Genomic DNA, 15,941 nt, shown 5'->3' on the forward strand with positions numbered 1-15,941 from the left:
CAGGCGGCGCCCGTGTCCAAGCCGGACACGGGCGAGCCCGTCATGCAGATCATCACGGATCTCATCGGCGACCCGGCGAACAGCGCCTTCTATATGGAGCGGATTTCACCGGCCCCAGCCGACCGCGATCCAATCCAGTGGGGCGATCGGCACGTCTGGTGGGGAGGCGCTCGCTATCACAAGATCGGCCTGAATTTCGACCCGGCCGCGCCGCTGCATTAAGGCCGCGGGCGGGCATCCTTCGCCGCCGCCGCCATGATCGCGGCAATCCTTTTCCCGATCAGCAGCCACCGCGCCTTGGCTTCGGGATCCTGCGAGGCTCGCCTGATTTCCGTCTCGACGTTTCCCCGCGCGCCGGCATGATGGCGTTGGATAATTTCCAGCGCCATCGCCCAGCACGCCATGTCGGCTGTCATCGCAGGGGCCTCGCCATCATCCTCGACGATCGCCACACCCGGCGACAGATAGACGAGCCCGGTAACCGGGTCGCGACTGCCCTCGTCCGCCTCAACCGCGCTCTGCGTCGCAAGCTCGCGATTCGCCTGCCATGGCGACAGCGGGTTGCCGAAGAGCAGAGCGCGGAAGCGGGGCACTACAGCGCGTCCGTGTACAATTCACGTCGGGCACGATGAAGGCTCGACACTGATTGCTGCTGAGCCTCCGTTAGTGTCATGAGGACAAAATCCCCCGATCTAATCGCCTCGGCGAGAAATCTGACCGCAACCTCACCCTGTGCGAGGATAACGCTAGGAGCCCTGGCAATCTGTTCACCAGTTCGGACAGTGAAAAACCGCTTCACTTCGATCTCAATGCCATAATCGATTAGATGAAAGTCCAGCCGCGATTCTGTTTCACCGCCTTGGTCAGTCGTGAATCGAATGCCTGCATCAATTAACGCTTGCTCGATCAACCTCTCCATAGGGTCAGAAAGTGTCGGCTTGCGGTCGAGCGGGGCGGGTTTGAGAGCGCGGACGGCCGCTGCCGTGCGTGGCTCGATCGCAGCTTGGCCACGCTCCATCTGCCCGATCGAGTTCCGATGGAGACCTAGCGCATCGGCAAACTGCGTCTGGGTCAGCCTGAGGGCTTTTCGCCTAGCCCGCAGTTCGGCATCATCCATGTCATCTCCTATCGGATTGCGGGATTGGGCAGCACTGCAATTGCGCGCGTCAACGTCCCGACAGCATCTCGTAATCTCGCGCGAGCTGCACCGATCCTAGCTGACGCTGCGCCGCCCAAAGAACTCTCGATTCGATTCAAATCTAGCGCTTCTAGTTCCCTGATCTGGTCCCTGATCGTCACCAATTGACGATGTTCGGCCGAGTTACCTCGCATATCCATATTCTATCCTCCCAGAGCGGCCGGCGCCGGGTTGGGGCGGGGTTTGGACCCCTCGCCCCGGTTACTCATCCGATCCTGACTTCGATCTTGAGTGAGAGGTGGAACTTCACTCGTATCTTTTTCAGTTTTCGGATCAACCAGCCGAAGACTGACATCTTCGTCTCCCCGGTTGCCGGACCGGACCATCCGGCCCGGTGCATCTTATATGCACACTGACAGTTCATATGTCAATGGCTTTTGCACATTCACTGTGCATTATTTGTGAATGCCTTCAATCGTCGGGCGGGATGTAGTCGGGATGAAACCCGTCGCCGTCGGCATCGGCGATCTCGTCTGGCCACCAGTCGCGCGACACCTGGATCATCGGCGACTTCTCAAATGCCGGCGGCAGGGTCGGCTCGCGGTCGAAGCCAATACGCAGCCAAGCGCCCCACGGCGCGCGCTCCTGGAAGATCGCGAAGACGTCCCGCGCTGCTGCCCATGCCTGCCGGATCAGGATCGTCCGGTCGGCACTGATATAGCCGATCTGGACGCCGGTCTTCGCATAGACCGCGATGGCGTTCGCATCAGCCGTGTTCTCAGGCTCCGCGCGCAGGGAGACGACGTCGCCCGGCTCGGTGAACATGATTTCCATCTCGCGATTGCCGGTCGGCTCGCCCTTGCGCTTCGGATTGGCGAAACGAGCACCGACGCAGGCGACCGTCAATTCCTCGACCGCCGGCGCAGACGATGCCGCCGCTTGGGCCCTCAGGCGCTCCAAGAGTCGGGCCTTGCCGGTCTCGATCAGCGGCCCCTTCCTCGGCATCAGTAGCTTAGCCAGTCCGTCTCGGCTTCATCAACGGCCTCGAACAGATCGCCTTCCGCCTGCATCGCGGAGAGATGCTTGCGGATATCCTCCGGGCTGCCGTTGCGCGGGAAGCGCCGGTCGGCCTTGGCGCCGTCGACCAGCTGGCCGACGAGGCCATCCCGATCACGCTGGGCGAGCAGCCACGCGCCGAATGTTTCGCCCTGGTCGTTCACCTGCACCATATGTCCTCCGATTCGACCCGCAATATATCGGGACCTATATACCTAACTAGCCGCGAGCCATCAAAAGACTGCGCCTTCTGGCGGTTGTATCTGCCCCCAGCGCTCTGCGATCCCGGCGCAAGCCGCACGAACCTCGTTAAACCGATAGACTGCGTTCGTCGGGGCGGCGTGAACCTGCCCGGTCCACATATCGATGGCGACACACATTTCCTTTTCAGGATCTACGTCACCCAAGCCCTGCTTAACCTTCGTATCAAGATAGCCAAATGAGATAGCACCTTGCCAACACGCCACATCATCGCCGAGCGCCTTGTTCTTCCCATATCGAAAGAACGCAACGCCGAGCTTAGGAACGTTGCGGATGTTGACCCGCTTAAGAAGGAGATCAGGGCTGAAAGAGAGTTGGAATCCATAAATGTCGAGGCCGGGCATTTTGCCCGCTTTCGTCACCTCTTGGACGCGCGCGGGCAGCGTCGGCTGCTTCTCGATAAACCGTTCGATGTAGTCAGCATTGTGCTCTGCTACCTCATTATCGAAATCCGACCCATGAAGGCCATTGCGCAGAATGTCCGCTTGGGTCTGTAGCCGCCCGCCCCCGAAGTCCCCGCTTGACAGGTGCTGCGCAATCGATTCTTTCGCCTCTTGATGCTGGATAACCCGCGCTCTTGGCATGTATTTGCAGCTTCTGAGAATGCTGCGCCGAGCCTGTTCGCTCGCTGCCATGTAATCTGCGAGCCGGTTGGTGGACATACCTGGCTGCTGGCGAACGTTGTGGGTTTTATCGTTGGTCATGCATCTCACCCGGAGAGAAACGATGGCTAGCCTTTATCTTAGCGGGATTGGCGATTGTGGCAAAACGTTGTCGCTCAAGCCGCTTACAAAGCGCGCTGCACAGCACATCGACCCACCCCCCGGCGACATAAGTGGCTATTTCTTAGTCGAAGAGGGCAATGGGGAAACGGCCGTGCTTGCTCGCGTGGATGGCGAGGAAGCAGTGTTGCGGCTTGGGAAGCTACTCGGACTCGTATAGGCCTCAGCCTTCGATTGCCTTCGGCTGGTAAAGAGAGGCGAGCTTCTTTGCTTCATCATCACCTCCCGGAAGAGCATAGGCCTTTTTCAAGATGTATGCGGGATACTTAGTGGGCAAATAGACCTCTCGAAACCACCGCTGATATTCGGCCCAAGCCTCGTTCGGATATGCCCACGCTTCCTGCGGATTGCTAGCACTCTGAGGAAATTCTGAAGGGTAGTAATGGTTGTATTTGATCCGTGGACCGAAACGATGTTCTAGGTTTTGGGCCGTCCAATAGCGGCCCCAAGTACCCCCAACGCTGCCATCTGGAATTGTATGGTCATTTACAGTCAGGCCGGCGTTAATCAAATCGACCGTGAGCCCCGCGCTTTCTTTAAAAATGCTGAAATAGCCAACTGGCACGCTATCGCGCAGCAGCGATACCCGCGCATTAAAGAACTTCCAAGGGTCTGCAGGCGCATAGTTTAGTGCCTGATAGATGAACTGCTGGATACCAAACCGGGCGAAGTGCCGGTAATTTGTTAAAGCTGTGTCGTTTACCTTCTGTGCTTCAAACGCAAAATACTCGACGAAAGCCATGCAAACCACATCGGGGTAAGCATAGTAGGGTGAGCCGCTTTTAATGATCTCGATAAAGAGACGCGGGTCGTTATAGCCGTTTTTAGTCAGATAATCGTGAAAGTAGGCTATGCGGCTGCGAGGAGAAATAAGTCCGCTGGTCATCGCGGCTTCCCACTCTTGAGTGATCTCAAAAACGGTCGCTCTCGCAGCACCAGATACGTTCGCCAGGCCAGTCTGGGTGAGATATGGAATACCGTTCTGCAAAACGCCCATCTCTACCCCGCCAACGGTTCGCTCGACCTCAATGCCGAGGTCTAACGGTAGCTGCGCAGAGGGTGCCGGAGTTGCGCCGGGTTTAACCACTAACTGCCTGTTATTACTAGACAAAGGGGGTGCCGGAGTTACCATTTTTCGGGCTACATCGTCGAAGCTCGCGTCAATCGGCTCAATATCCTTAGGCATTGATCAGATCCTTGTAGGTGAGACGCTTGCCGAGCATTCGGCCGGCCGTGGCTTCAATAAAGGCCATTGTGCCGCCCTGAGCGGTGTTATGGCGGAACGAGAACTCGTTGACGTAGCGGTGCAGATGCTTTGCACTCATGTAGTGGAAGATACCGTAGTGGCCGCGCTTGAGAAGCGCCCAAAAGCTCTCGATACCATTAGTGTGGGCCATATCGCGGACATACTCGCCAACCGAGTGATTGACCCGAATATGCTTGTAGCCTGACGCCTCGATGCCGACGTAGCTCGAATGGCTGTCAGTGACGACGGTAGCGCCGGCCGGGGCGTTATCGCGAATAAAGCCCTGTAGCGTTGCAGCCTTGGTATTGGCGATCGGCATGGCTTTGACAGTCGCCGTGCCACGGATGCCGATAACAGCCACCTTGCCGACAGTCCCGCGACCGGCGTTGAGCTTCTTTCTGGCATGCTTATTCTTCTCGCTGCCGCCGACATAGGTTTCGTCGATTTGGACATGATCGCCCATGTCGCCGCCCTGCTCGCCCAGCCACGTCTCGCGGATGCGCTGGGCGAGAAACCATGCCGACTTCTGCGTGATGCCCAACTCGCGGGCCATCTGCGTCGAGGGGATGCCCTTGCGCGCAGTCGTCATCATGTAGATGGCCATCAGCCACTTGTGCAGCGAGAGGCGGCTTTCGGCCAGCACCGTGCCGGTGCGGACGCTGAAATGCTGGCGGCAATCGCGGCAACGGTAGGGCATGGGCTTCATGCTCTTAACCGGCGAAACTGAGAGGCTACCACAATGAGGGCAGGAAACTTCGCCGGCCCAACGGTTGTGCTCGAAATACTCCCGCGCTGCCTCCTCGTTCGGGAACTGCTGGAAGAACTGATAGAGGCTGACGTTTTCGGGCTGGCTGCTCATGAAACCTAACTAGCCAGAATCGGCATTGCCGTCAAGCGGCTTGGCTAGTTAGGTATATAGTTCCCAATATATCAGCGTCTCGGACCAGTGAGCAGCGTGGCCGCCGGTGCCATGCCGGCCATCAGCAGATCGGCCCATTCCTGCCCGAGTTCGCGACGGCGCTCCATATGTTCATGGCGGTCATAGGCGGCGGCCACCTTGTTCTCCGGCATATGGGCCAGCATTCGTTCGATGGTGTCCAGATCCTCGATGCGCCGTTGCTTTCGCGCCCGCGCCTTCATTGTCGTAGAGAAGGCCGCGCGCCAGCCATGGGGAACGTGCCGACCGTGGAAGCCGACCCGATTGTAGAGATAGCCGATCGCGTTCTCACTGAGCGGATGGTGGCTGTGCCGCTGGCTGGGGAACACGTAGCGGGCTCGCTCCGTCAACCGGCGGATCGTGCGTAGGACATCGACTGCCTGCCATGGGAGCGGCACGAGATGCTCAAACGCCTCTTCGTCCTTCCTCTCGACGACGAGTTTCATGCGGGCCGCCGGCACGCGCCATAGCGGTTGCTGAGGCCCGATGAAGTCTCCGGTCCAGTCAATGCCCTCGAACTCACCCCAGCTCGCTCCGCGCACCACGCCCGGTCTAACGACAGTGAGCGCCAGTAGGCGCGACGCCAACTTCGTCACCGGCGATGCCCCCGACGCTTCGGCCGCAACAAGGACCTCGCGCGCGTCGTCCGGATCGGTGAGCGAGGGCTGCTTGCCCTTCTTGGGGAGCGGCTTGAGCGCGTTCGTCACGACGGCCGCAGGATCGGCCGAGCCGACGCCTTCCGAGATCGCGAAGACGAATACGGCCGACATGCGTTGGCGCAGCCGCTTGGCCGTCTCGATCGCGCCTCGCTTCTCGACCTTGCGCAGCACCTCCAACACGCCAGGCGGATCGATCTCGCTGAGCGGCGTCGAGCCGATGTGCGGGAAGATGTCGCGTTCGAGGCTGTTGATCACGTCGGCGGCATGGACTGGAGCCCAGATCGGGGTTTGCTGCTCATGCCACTGCCGAGCCATCTTCTCGAAGGTGATCGCGGCGCGGGCCGCTGCCTCGGCGCGCCGCTTCTCCGTCTGCACGCCAGGATCTATGTCGTCGCGGAGAAGCCGCCGTGCCGCGTCCCGCTTGTCGCGCGCCTCGGACAGCGAGACCTCGGGATAGGGGCCGAACATCAGCCGGCGCTCCTTCTGTCCGAAGCGGTATTTCATCCGCCAGCTCTTGTGCCCCTTGGTGGTGACATACAGGTGCAGGCCATTGGCGTCGGCCAGCTTGTAGTCCTTATCCTTCGCGGCGGCCTTCCTGGCCTGGGTATCCGTCAGCGGCACGATGCCCCCCCAATTCCTAATCTCGATGCCCCTTACATGCCCCCTGAGGCGTGCGATTGGGTGCATGGGTTTGCGACACGCGATCTACCTGACCGCGAGCGAAACATAGCGATTTCGGGGGTTTCCTGCTAGGGAAAGTCATGGTTAGCAGGGGTTAGCTAGGGGGTTTTTGGCGGAGAGGGTGGGATTCGAACCCACGGTGAGCGTAAACCCACAACGGTTTTCGAGACCGTCCCAATCGACCACTCTGGCACCTCTCCGCGAGAAACGCTGACGGCCTCCGGGGAGGGCGTCATGATCGTGAGGCGCGGCCATTAGCGACAGTCGAGCCGCTTGCCAAGCCGTGAATGCTTGCCTCGCACAATCTATACCCTAGATAAGGTGCATGAACGAAAGCCCCGACATCACAGGCGCCCCGCACAGCGTGCCGGAAGCCCTGCTGGCGGCCCCCAGTATCGTGCATGCACGCTTTTCGCTGGGTGACGTCGTCAAGCACCGGCTGCTCGATTTCCGCGGCGTCGTGTTCGACATCGATCCGGTCTTCGCCAACACCGAAGAATGGTATGAGGCGATTCCCGAAAGCATCCGCCCGTCCAAGGAGCAGCCTTTCTACCATCTGCTCGCCGAGAATGCCGAATCGAGCTACGTCGCCTATGTCAGCCAGCAGAATCTGGTGGCGGATCGCAGCGACGAGCCGGTCGAGCACCCCGCCCTCGACGGGCTGTTCGATGGTTTCGCCGAAGGCCGCTACACGCTGCGCCGCGAGCATCGGCACTAGGCTCGCCAGCGAGCGGGAAACTCCGCCTGCTTTCGATTGACAGACTCAGCCGAATCCCTTAGGCGGCCGGCTTTCCGCGTGGAACCGTGGCGCTTTCGCTCCATCTACCGCGTGCCAGGTCCAGATTGAAGAGAGAGCCATGTTCGCTATCGTGCGCACGGGCGGCAAGCAGTATCGCGTCGCCGCCGGAGACAAGATCGTCGTCGAGAAGATGGCCGGAGAGGCCGGTGACACCATCTCGCTGGGCGACATCCTGTTCGCCGGCAATGACGGTGAATCGCAGGCCACCGATGGCCTCTCGGTGTCCGCCAAGATCATCGCGCAGGCGCGCGGCGAGAAGGTGATCGTTTTCAAGAAGCGTCGCCGCCACAATTACCGTCGCCGCAACGGCCATCGCCAGCACCACACGATCCTCGAGATCCTGTCGGTCGGCGGCACCCAGGCCTGAGCCGCAACGAGCCCGAGGAGTAGAGAGCAATGGCACATAAGAAAGCAGGCGGCTCGTCGCGCAACGGCCGCGATTCGGCAGGTCGTCGTCTTGGCGTGAAGAAGTTCGGCGGTCAGGAAGTGATCGGCGGCAACATCATCGTCCGCCAGCGCGGCACGCGGGTGTATCCGGGCGTGAACGTCGGCATGGGCAAGGATCACACCCTGTTCGCCACCGTGGAAGGCCGCGTGCGCTTCCATGATGGCCGCCTCGGCCGCAAATATGTTTCGGTCGACGCCGTGGCGCTCGCAGCCGAGTAACATGGACGATCAGGGGATCGTCCCAGGGGGCGATTCCGGGTTTTGCGACAAGCGGAACCAAAAGGGAGACGGGTCGCCCCGGCTCCCTTTTTTTGTTTCTCCCTCAAAAATATCTGTCGTCTGCCGGTAACTTAACGCTCGTAGGAGCGTTCCGGGCGGGCGTGGGAGAGGCAAAGAGATTACTGCCATGTTTGCAAGAACCGAACGGCTGCTGCTGCGGCCAGGCTGGGGCGAGGATGCCCCTGCCCTATTCACTGCGATCGCCGACGAGGCGATCATCGACAAGCTTCCGGGCACGTCCTGGCCCTACAAGGCCGAGGATGCCGAAGCCTTCCTGCTGCGTGATCGCGCGCCGGACGATCTGCCCGAGCTGCTGATCTACGCCCGCACCCGCGGCGCGCCGAAGCTGGTCGGCGGCATCGCCCTGCGCGAGACTGAGGGCGAGGAATCGGCGGAGCTCGATTACTGGATCGCGCGGCCCTGCTGGGGCCTGGGCTTCGCCACCGAGGCGGGCCAGGCGGTGGTCGGCATGGCACGGCACGGGCTGCGGCTGAAATCGCTCCGCTCGGGCCATTTCCCCGACAACCCTGCTTCCGGCCGGGTGCTGGAGAAGCTCGGCTTCGTGCCCACCGGCGAGACGGAGAAGCGCTGGAGCAGCGTGCGCGGCGAAGAGGTCGACTGCCTGATGTACGAGCACGCCGCCTGATCCGATCGTGACGCGGCCATGTTCGCAAGGGTAGCGCCCGAAGCCGATTCCGGCTAAGGGCGCCCCTTTCGCGACGAGATGGCCCTTCATCCGGTATGATCCGGAGCGCCGGCTTTCGTCCCAGACGTGTCCGGACCCGCCCATGCATTTTCTCGACCAGGCCAAGATCTTCATCCGTTCCGGCGCCGGCGGCCCCGGCGCGGTCAGCTTCCGGCGCGAGAAGTTCATAGAATATGGCGGCCCGGACGGCGGCAATGGCGGCAAGGGCGGCGATATCATCTTCGAGGCGGTGCCCGGCCTGAACACCCTCATCGACTTTCGCTATACCCAGCATTTCCGCGCGCCGCGCGGCAAGGGCGGATCGGGCTCGAACCGCACCGGCGCGGGCGGCGACGATCTGGTGATCCGCGTGCCGGTCGGCACCCAGCTGATCTCCGACGACGACAACGAGACTGTGCTCGCCGATTTCACCGTCCCCGGCCAGCAGCAGGTGTTCCTGAAGGGCGGCGACGGCGGCCGCGGCAACCTGACCTACAAGACCTCGACCAACCGCGCGCCCCGCCAGCACGGGCCGGGCTGGCCGAGCGAGGAGATGTGGGTGTGGCTGCGGCTCAAGCTGCTCGCCGACGCGGGGCTGGTGGGACTTCCCAACGCGGGCAAGTCCACCTTCATCAATTCGGTGAGCAACGCCAAGGCCAAGGTCGGCGATTATCCGTTCACCACCGTGCGCCCGCAGCTTGGCGTGGTCAGCCATCGCGATCGCGAGTTCGTGGTCGCCGACATCCCCGGCCTGATCGAAGGCGCGGCGGACGGTGCTGGCATCGGCGATCGCTTCCTCGGCCATATCGAGCGCTGCCGGGTGCTGCTCCATCTGGTCGATGCGACCGGCGACGACCCGATCGAGGCCTATCGCATCGTCCGCGAGGAATTGTCGGCCTATGGCGGCGGACTGGACGAGAAGAGCGAGGTGCTCGCGCTCAACAAGGTCGATGCGATCGACGCCAAGACCCGGACCAAGCTCATCAAGGCGCTGAAGAAGGAGAGCGGCGGCGATCCCTTCATCCTCTCCGGCGCCACGCGGGAGGGCCTGCCCGAAGTGCTCGATGCGCTGGTCGATGCGATCGGGCCGGTCGGTCCGTCGCCCGAGAGCGTCCAGACGAGTGAAGCGGACGAAGAGAAGCCCTGGTCCCCATTGTGACAGCGGGCGCTTCCGCCTAAGCGGTCGCTTCCCTTTGCTCCTGTGCCGGCCTTCCGCAACCCGATGACTCGCGCCGATCGTTTCGCCCCTGCCTCCTGCCCGACGCTGGTCGTGAAAATCGGCTCGGCGCTGCTGGTCACGCCCGACGGCCATGTGCGGCGGGACTGGCTGGCGGGCGTGGTCGCCGATCTGGCGGCGCGCCATGCCGCGGGCCAGCGGATCATCGTCGTATCCTCCGGCGCGATCGCGCTGGGCGCGCGGCGCCTGGGGCTGCCGGCCGGCGGGCGGGCCAGCCTGGAGGATGCGCAGGCGGCCGCCGCGACCGGCCAGATCGCGCTGTCGCAATGCTGGGCGGAGCTGCTCGGCAGCCGCGGCCTCACCGCCGCGCAGATGCTGCTCACCCTCGACGATCTCGAGGATCGCCGCCGCTATCTCAACGCCTCGGCCACCTTCGGCCGCCTGCTCGCGTTGGGCGTGGTGCCGGTCGTCAACGAGAATGACACGGTGGCCACCGAGGAGATCCGCTTCGGCGACAATGACCGGCTCGCCGCGCGCGTGGCGCAGGCCGCCGGCGCCCATGGCGTGATCCTGCTGTCCGACGTCGACGGGCTCTATACCGCCAACCCCGGCACCGATCCTTCCGCCCGGCTGATCGAGGAAGTGCTCACCATCGACGACGGCATCATGGCGATGGCCGACAAGGGCTCGGCCTCCGGCATGGGATCGGGCGGCATGGTCGCCAAATTGCTGGCGGCGCGGATCGCGCATGCCGGCGGCGCCCATCTCGCCATCGTCACCGGCCGCAACGATTCGCCGATGGCCCGCTTCGCGCAGACCGGCCATGGCACCGTCTTCCCGGCCCCGGCCCGCGCCGGCGCCCGCAAGGCCTGGCTCGCCGGACGGCTCACCGCGAAGGGCCGGATCTTCATCGACACCGGCGCCGCCGCCGCGCTCGCGGGCGGCGCCAGCCTGCTCGCCGCCGGGGCGACCGGCGTCGAAGGTCCGTTTGCGCGCGGCGACGTGATCGACATCATGGCCGGCGATCATGTCGTGGCCCGCGGGCTGGTCGAATATGACGCGACGGACGTCGCCCGCATCGCCGGCCAGCGCTCCTCCGAACTGGCCGATATCCTCGGCTACGCGCCCCGCGCGGCGCTCGTCCATCGCGATCATATGGTGCTGCTGTGAAGAATCGTCATCGCACGCTGGCGATCACCGGCGGCACCGGCTTCGTCGGCCGCCACCTGATCGACACCGCGCTGGCGCAGGGCCACCTGGTCCGCGCCCTCACCCGCGCGCCCCGCCCGCCGCGCGCCGGCGTCCACTGGATCTACGGATCGATGGAGAAGCCGCTGGCGCTCTCCCAGCTGGTCGCGGGTGCGGATGCGGTGATCCATGTCGCCGGAGTCATCAACGCCCCCGATCGCGAAGGCTTCGCGCTCGGCAATGTCGAGGGCACGCTGGCGGTGGTGGACGCGACCCGCGCCGCCGGCATCCGCCGCTTCGTCCATGTCTCGTCGCTCGCCGCGCGCGAGCCGAGGATGTCCGACTATGGCTGGTCCAAGGCGCGGGCCGAGATCATCGTCGCCGCCTCGGCGCTCGACTGGACGATCGTGCGCCCGCCCGCCGTGTTCGGCCCCGGCGACCGCGAGATGCTGGAGCTGTTCCGCGCCGCGACGCGCGGCATCGTTCCCCTGCCGCCCGGCGGCCGCCTGTCGGTGATCGCCGCGCAGGATCTGGTCCGGCTGCTGCTCGCCGTGCTGCCCGACGACGACGAGAGCCACGCCGCGATCTTCGAGCCCGACGATGGCCGCCCGGCCGGCTGGAGCCATGGCGAATTCGCCCAGGCGATCGGCCATGCGGTCGGCCGCCGGGTGCGCCCGCAGCCCGTTCCGGGCTGGGTGATGAAGGCCGGTGCGAAGCTCGATGCCCTGCTGCGCGGTCCCAACGCCAAGCTCACCGCCGATCGGGTGCGCTATTTCCTGCACGACGACTGGGTCTCCAATGCCGAGTTCCGGCCGCCCGCCCATCTCTGGCGCGCGCAATTGCCGACGATCGACGGACTGGCCATCGCCGCCGACAGCTATCGCGAGGAAGGGCTGCTGCGCTGACGGCCGCCATCGCAATTCCGCCCCGCCATCGCCGCAATCGCTTGGCACGGACGAGGCACGAGATTAAGGACATCACCCCATGACAACGCGCGACGACACCTTCGCCAAGGTGAAGGAACTCATCGACCCCTTCAACAAGAAGGGCATCTCTCTCACCGAGGCGACCCGCTTCGCGCAGGATCTCGAATGGGACAGCCTGACGGTGATGGATTTCGTCGCCGCGATCGAGGACGAGTTCGACATCATCATCACGATGAACATGCAGGCCGAGATCGAGACGGTCGGCCAGCTCATCGATGCGGTCGAAAAGCTCAGGACGCCGGCATGACCGACGCCGGCATCCTTCCCGAAGACAAGCCGATCGACGCGCTGGTCTCCGCCTCCGCGCCGGATCTGCTGTCCAAGTTCGACGGCCTGATCGCCGAGCGCCAGGCGCTGCTGGATACCGGCGTGCGCGATCCCTTCGCGATCGTGATGGAAAAGGTGCTGTCGCCCACCGAGGCGATCATCAACGGCAAGCCCACCATCCTGCTCGGCACCTATAATTATATGGGCATGACGTTCGATCCGGACGTCGTCGCCGCCGGCAAGAAGGCGCTGGACGATTTCGGTGCGGGCACCACCGGCAGCCGCGTGCTGAACGGCACCTATCATCCTCACAAGGATTGCGAGGACGCGCTCAAGGAGTTCTACGGGACCGATCATGCGATCGTGTTCTCGACCGGCTATCAGGCCAATCTCGGCATGATCTCCACGATCGCCGGCAAGGGCGACTACATCATCCTCGATGCCGACAGCCACGCCTCGATCTACGATGGCTGCTGGTTGGGCAATGCGGAAATCGTCCGCTTCCGCCACAACAGCGTCGAGGATCTCGACAAGCGCCTCGGCCGCCTGCCCAAGGGTGCCGGCAAGCTGGTCGTGCTGGAAGGCGTCTACTCGATGTTCGGCGATATCGCGCCGCTGCCCGAGATGGTCGCCGTCGCCAAGAAGCATGGCGCGATGATCCTGTGCGACGAGGCCCACGGCATGGGCTTCTTCGGCGAGCATGGCCGTGGCGTCTACGAGCAGATGGGCGTCGAGCAGGATATCGACTTCGTCGTCGGCACCTTCTCCAAGTCGGTCGGCACGGTCGGCGGCTTCTGCGTGTCGAACCATCCCAAGTTCGAGGTGCTGCGCCTCGTCTGCCGGCCCTATGTGTTCACCGCCTCGCTGCCGCCGAGCGTGGTCGCCACCGCCGCCACCTCGATCCGCAAGCTGATGCATGCCGGCGAGAAGCGCGAGCATCTCTGGAAGAACAGCCGCAAGCTCCACCAGGGCCTGCGCGATCTCGGCTTCAAGCTCGGCACCGAAGAGGCGCAGTCGGCCATCATCGCGGTGATCCTGCCCGATCAGGAGCAGGCCGTCGGCATGTGGCAATCGCTGCTCGAGCTCGGCCTCTACGTCAACATGGCGCGTCCGCCGGCGACTCCGGCCGGCACCTATCTGCTGCGCTGCTCGCTGTGCGCCGAGCATCGCGACGAGCAGGTCGACCAGATCATCGGCATGTTCGCGGCGGCCGGGCACAGCGTCGGCTGCATCCCCGCCTGACGGAATTTACTGTTTCGGTAACCATTCCCGGAATAGAATTGGCAACCATGGATATGGGAGCGCCCGAACCGATCGAACGGGCTGCGTTCAGCGGCAATGGCGGCCGCGACGCAGCACCGCGCGGCTGGCTGTCCCCGGTTAACCTCGCCATCCTGCTCGGCGCGCTGGTCGCGGCCTCGCTGGTCGTGATCCTGATCTTCCAGGCCAGCGCCTCCAACCGCCAGCGCGACGCAGCGCTGGAGCGCGAGCGGCACAGCTATGACGTGATGCTCGTCACCCGATCGGCCGGCGCCTCGATGGCGCGGGCGGAAGCCGCGCTCGGCCGGTTCGCCACCAGCGCCGATCGCGGCATGGGCACCAGCTACTATAACAACTGGACCGATGCCGGCGCCCAGATCAGCCAGCTCGAGGGGCTGGTCGGCACCGACCCGGAAGAGGTCGCGCTGGTCCGCAAGCTGCGCACGCTCTACGATGCGCGCGGGTTGGAACTGGGGCTGACCGCCCAGCGCGCGTATTATCGGCAGGGCTGGCCGGCGCTGCTGCTGTTCAACAATGCCGGCCATTCCAAGCTGATCGCGCAGATCGATCGCACCCTGTCGGCGATCCAGGATCATGAGAGTAGCAAGCTCCAGAGCCGTTTCAACCAGTCGGATGCCGCCGCCCTGCAATCCAACCATCTCGGCCAATTGCTGTCCGTCACCGGGCTGTTGCTGGCCGCCGCCGCCGGCGTGCTCGCGTGGCTGGCGCTGCTCGGCCTCGTCACCCAGCGCCGGGCGCGGGCCGAGGCGGAGGCCGCCGACGATCGCGCGTCGTGGCTGGAACATGCGGTGGCCGAACGCACGCATGAACTGCGCGAGGCCAATGACCGGCTCCACAGCGAGATGGTCGAGCGCGAAGCCGCCGAATCCCGGTTGCGCCAGATGCAGAAGATGGAAGCCGTCGGCCAGCTCACCGGCGGCATCGCGCATGATTTCAACAATATGCTGGCGGTGGTCGTCGGCGGTCTCGATCTCGCCCGGCGCCGGCTCGAAAGCGAGGCCGAGGAGGTCGGCCGCCATATCGACAATGCGATGGAGGGCGCCAACCGCGCCGCCGCGCTCACCCGCCGCCTGCTCGGTTTCGCCCGCGCCGAACCATTGCTGCCGGAAGCGGTCGATCCCGGCCAGCTGATCGACGGCATGTCCGACCTGATCGACCGCACCCTCGGCGAACGGGTGATCGTCACCACCCGGATCGCGCCCGAGAGCTGGCCGGTGTGGGTCGACCCGATGCAGCTCGAAAACGCCATCATCAACCTCGCCGTCAACGCCCGCGATGCGATGAACGGCGCCGGGACGCTGGAGATAGCGGTCGATAACGCCGTGCTCGCCGACGGCGAGGTCGGCCAGGCGAAGGCCGGCGACCATGTCCGTGTCGCCGTCACCGACAATGGCTGCGGCATGACCCCGCAGGTGCTGGAGCGCGTGTTCGAACCCTTCTTCACCACCAAGGAGGTCGGCAAGGGCACCGGCCTCGGCATGAGCCAGATCTTCGGCTTCGTCCGCCAGTCCGGCGGCGACATCGCGATCCGCTCGGCCCCCGGCGAAGGCACCACCGTCTCCCTCTATCTCCCGCGCGGCAACCGGCTGGCGGCCGCGCCGGCGTCACCGACGATGCTGACCAAGCCGATCCCGCCGGCCACGCCGCCCGGCGGGGCGATCTCCACCGCAGAGCCGGTGCTGATCGTCGAGGACGATCCCCGCGTCCGCGTCGCGACCACCGCCGCCATCGCCGAGCTGGGCTATCGCGCGATCGCATGTGGCAGCGGCGAAGAGGCCCTGTCCCTGCTCGCCGAGCATGGCGACGTGCAGCTGATGATCACCGACGTGGTGATGCCCGGCATGACCGGGCCGGAACTGGGCGCCCTGGTCCGTCTGCGGCACCCGCATGTCGGCATCCTCTATGTCACCGGCTATGCTGGCGAGGCCGGCGAAGGCGGCGAGCTGGAGGGTGAGGCGGTGCTGCGCAAGCCGTTCACCGTCTCCGCGCTGGAAAAGGCGGTCGGCGCCGCCATGCTCCGCCTCCGCCAAGCCGATGCCGCCTGAGCGATCTCGACGGCGCGATCCGGGCGG

The 15,941-nt window shown here is 64.2% G+C and carries 19 protein-coding genes and 1 tRNA gene; 11 read left to right on the plus strand and 9 right to left on the minus strand.

The window, feature by feature from the left end; translation table 11 throughout:
- Positions 1–12: 12 nt before the first annotated feature.
- Positions 13–222 carry a hypothetical protein gene (locus PBT88_RS17805; protein ID WP_270076640.1) on the plus strand — a complete coding sequence of 70 codons (210 nt, stop codon included), beginning with the start codon at positions 13–15 and terminating at the stop codon, positions 220–222.
- Here PBT88_RS17805 and PBT88_RS17810 read toward each other — a convergent pair.
- The 9 genes from PBT88_RS17810 to PBT88_RS17850 all read right to left on the minus strand — a co-directional run bounded on the left by PBT88_RS17810 (position 219) and on the right by PBT88_RS17850 (position 6,960).
- Positions 219–593 (minus strand): hypothetical protein, encoded by a 375-nt coding sequence (locus tag PBT88_RS17810; protein WP_270076641.1) that lies wholly within the window; start codon positions 591–593, stop codon positions 219–221. The genes PBT88_RS17805 and PBT88_RS17810 overlap by 4 nt on opposite strands.
- Positions 593–1,117, minus strand: coding sequence for a helix-turn-helix domain-containing protein (locus tag PBT88_RS17815; RefSeq protein ID WP_270076642.1), 525 nt, complete (start codon positions 1,115–1,117; stop codon positions 593–595). Before PBT88_RS17815 ends, PBT88_RS17810 begins: the two co-directional genes overlap by 1 nt.
- 492 nt (positions 1,118–1,609) lie before the next feature.
- A complete protein-coding gene (locus PBT88_RS17820; protein ID WP_270076643.1) occupies positions 1,610–2,044 on the minus strand; it encodes an HIRAN domain-containing protein in 435 nt (144 codons plus the stop codon).
- 98 nt (positions 2,045–2,142) lie between these two features.
- Positions 2,143–2,367, minus strand: a complete 225-nt coding sequence (locus PBT88_RS17825) for a YozE family protein (RefSeq protein WP_270076644.1) — start codon at positions 2,365–2,367, stop codon at positions 2,143–2,145.
- A 60-nt stretch (positions 2,368–2,427) separates the two neighbouring features.
- A complete protein-coding gene (locus tag PBT88_RS17830) occupies positions 2,428–3,159 on the minus strand; it encodes a hypothetical protein (protein ID WP_270076645.1) in 732 nt (243 codons plus the stop codon).
- Between the two features lie 241 nt (positions 3,160–3,400).
- Entirely contained in the window at positions 3,401–4,423 is a 1,023-nt protein-coding gene (locus PBT88_RS17835; RefSeq protein ID WP_270076646.1) for a hypothetical protein, read from the minus strand.
- Complete coding sequence (locus PBT88_RS17840; protein WP_270076647.1) at positions 4,416–5,342, minus strand: IS1595 family transposase; 927 nt, start codon at positions 5,340–5,342, stop codon at positions 4,416–4,418. Before PBT88_RS17840 ends, PBT88_RS17835 begins: the two co-directional genes overlap by 8 nt.
- Positions 5,343–5,413: 71 nt before the next feature.
- The gene (locus tag PBT88_RS17845) at positions 5,414–6,700 is read right to left on the minus strand and encodes a tyrosine-type recombinase/integrase (RefSeq protein ID WP_270076648.1); all 1,287 of its coding nucleotides are present in this window, start codon (positions 6,698–6,700) and stop codon (positions 5,414–5,416) included.
- A 170-nt stretch (positions 6,701–6,870) separates the two neighbouring features.
- Positions 6,871–6,960: transfer RNA gene (locus tag PBT88_RS17850), tRNA-Ser, on the minus strand.
- Positions 6,961–7,085: 125 nt separating this feature from the next.
- Between PBT88_RS17850 and hspQ the strand changes: the two genes are divergently transcribed.
- The 10 genes from hspQ (at position 7,086) to PBT88_RS17900 (ending at position 15,914) form a co-directional block, all read left to right on the plus strand.
- Positions 7,086–7,478, plus strand: coding sequence for a heat shock protein HspQ (gene hspQ, locus PBT88_RS17855; RefSeq protein WP_270076649.1), 393 nt, complete (start codon positions 7,086–7,088; stop codon positions 7,476–7,478).
- Between the two features lie 139 nt (positions 7,479–7,617).
- A complete protein-coding gene (rplU, locus tag PBT88_RS17860) occupies positions 7,618–7,926 on the plus strand; it encodes a 50S ribosomal protein L21 (RefSeq protein ID WP_270076650.1) in 309 nt (102 codons plus the stop codon).
- 29 nt (positions 7,927–7,955) lie between these two features.
- On the plus strand, positions 7,956–8,225 hold the full coding sequence (gene rpmA, locus PBT88_RS17865; RefSeq protein ID WP_270076651.1) for a 50S ribosomal protein L27: 270 nt from the start codon (positions 7,956–7,958) through the stop codon (positions 8,223–8,225).
- 187 nt (positions 8,226–8,412) lie between these two features.
- Positions 8,413–8,931, plus strand: coding sequence for a GNAT family N-acetyltransferase (locus tag PBT88_RS17870; protein WP_270076652.1), 519 nt, complete (start codon positions 8,413–8,415; stop codon positions 8,929–8,931).
- Between the two features lie 142 nt (positions 8,932–9,073).
- The gene (obgE, locus tag PBT88_RS17875; RefSeq protein ID WP_270076653.1) at positions 9,074–10,129 is read left to right on the plus strand and encodes a GTPase ObgE; all 1,056 of its coding nucleotides are present in this window, start codon (positions 9,074–9,076) and stop codon (positions 10,127–10,129) included.
- A 63-nt stretch (positions 10,130–10,192) separates the two neighbouring features.
- Positions 10,193–11,317 (plus strand): glutamate 5-kinase, encoded by a 1,125-nt coding sequence (gene proB / locus PBT88_RS17880; protein ID WP_270076654.1) that lies wholly within the window; start codon positions 10,193–10,195, stop codon positions 11,315–11,317.
- On the plus strand, positions 11,314–12,240 hold the full coding sequence (locus PBT88_RS17885) for an NAD-dependent epimerase/dehydratase family protein (protein ID WP_270076655.1): 927 nt from the start codon (positions 11,314–11,316) through the stop codon (positions 12,238–12,240). Before proB ends, PBT88_RS17885 begins: the two co-directional genes overlap by 4 nt.
- Positions 12,241–12,319: 79 nt before the next feature.
- Entirely contained in the window at positions 12,320–12,568 is a 249-nt protein-coding gene (locus tag PBT88_RS17890) for an acyl carrier protein (RefSeq protein WP_270076656.1), read from the plus strand.
- Positions 12,565–13,830, plus strand: coding sequence for a serine palmitoyltransferase (gene spt / locus PBT88_RS17895; protein ID WP_270076657.1), 1,266 nt, complete (start codon positions 12,565–12,567; stop codon positions 13,828–13,830). The genes PBT88_RS17890 and spt overlap by 4 nt, the downstream gene beginning before the upstream one ends.
- Before the next feature lie 47 nt (positions 13,831–13,877).
- Positions 13,878–15,914: an ATP-binding protein gene (locus PBT88_RS17900; protein WP_270076658.1), complete on the plus strand. Its 2,037-nt coding sequence runs from the start codon at positions 13,878–13,880 to the stop codon at positions 15,912–15,914.
- Positions 15,915–15,941 lie beyond the last annotated feature (27 nt).

The sequence above is a fragment of the Sphingomonas abietis genome, assembly GCF_027625475.1.
Lineage (GTDB): Bacteria > Pseudomonadota > Alphaproteobacteria > Sphingomonadales > Sphingomonadaceae > Solisphingomonas > Solisphingomonas abietis.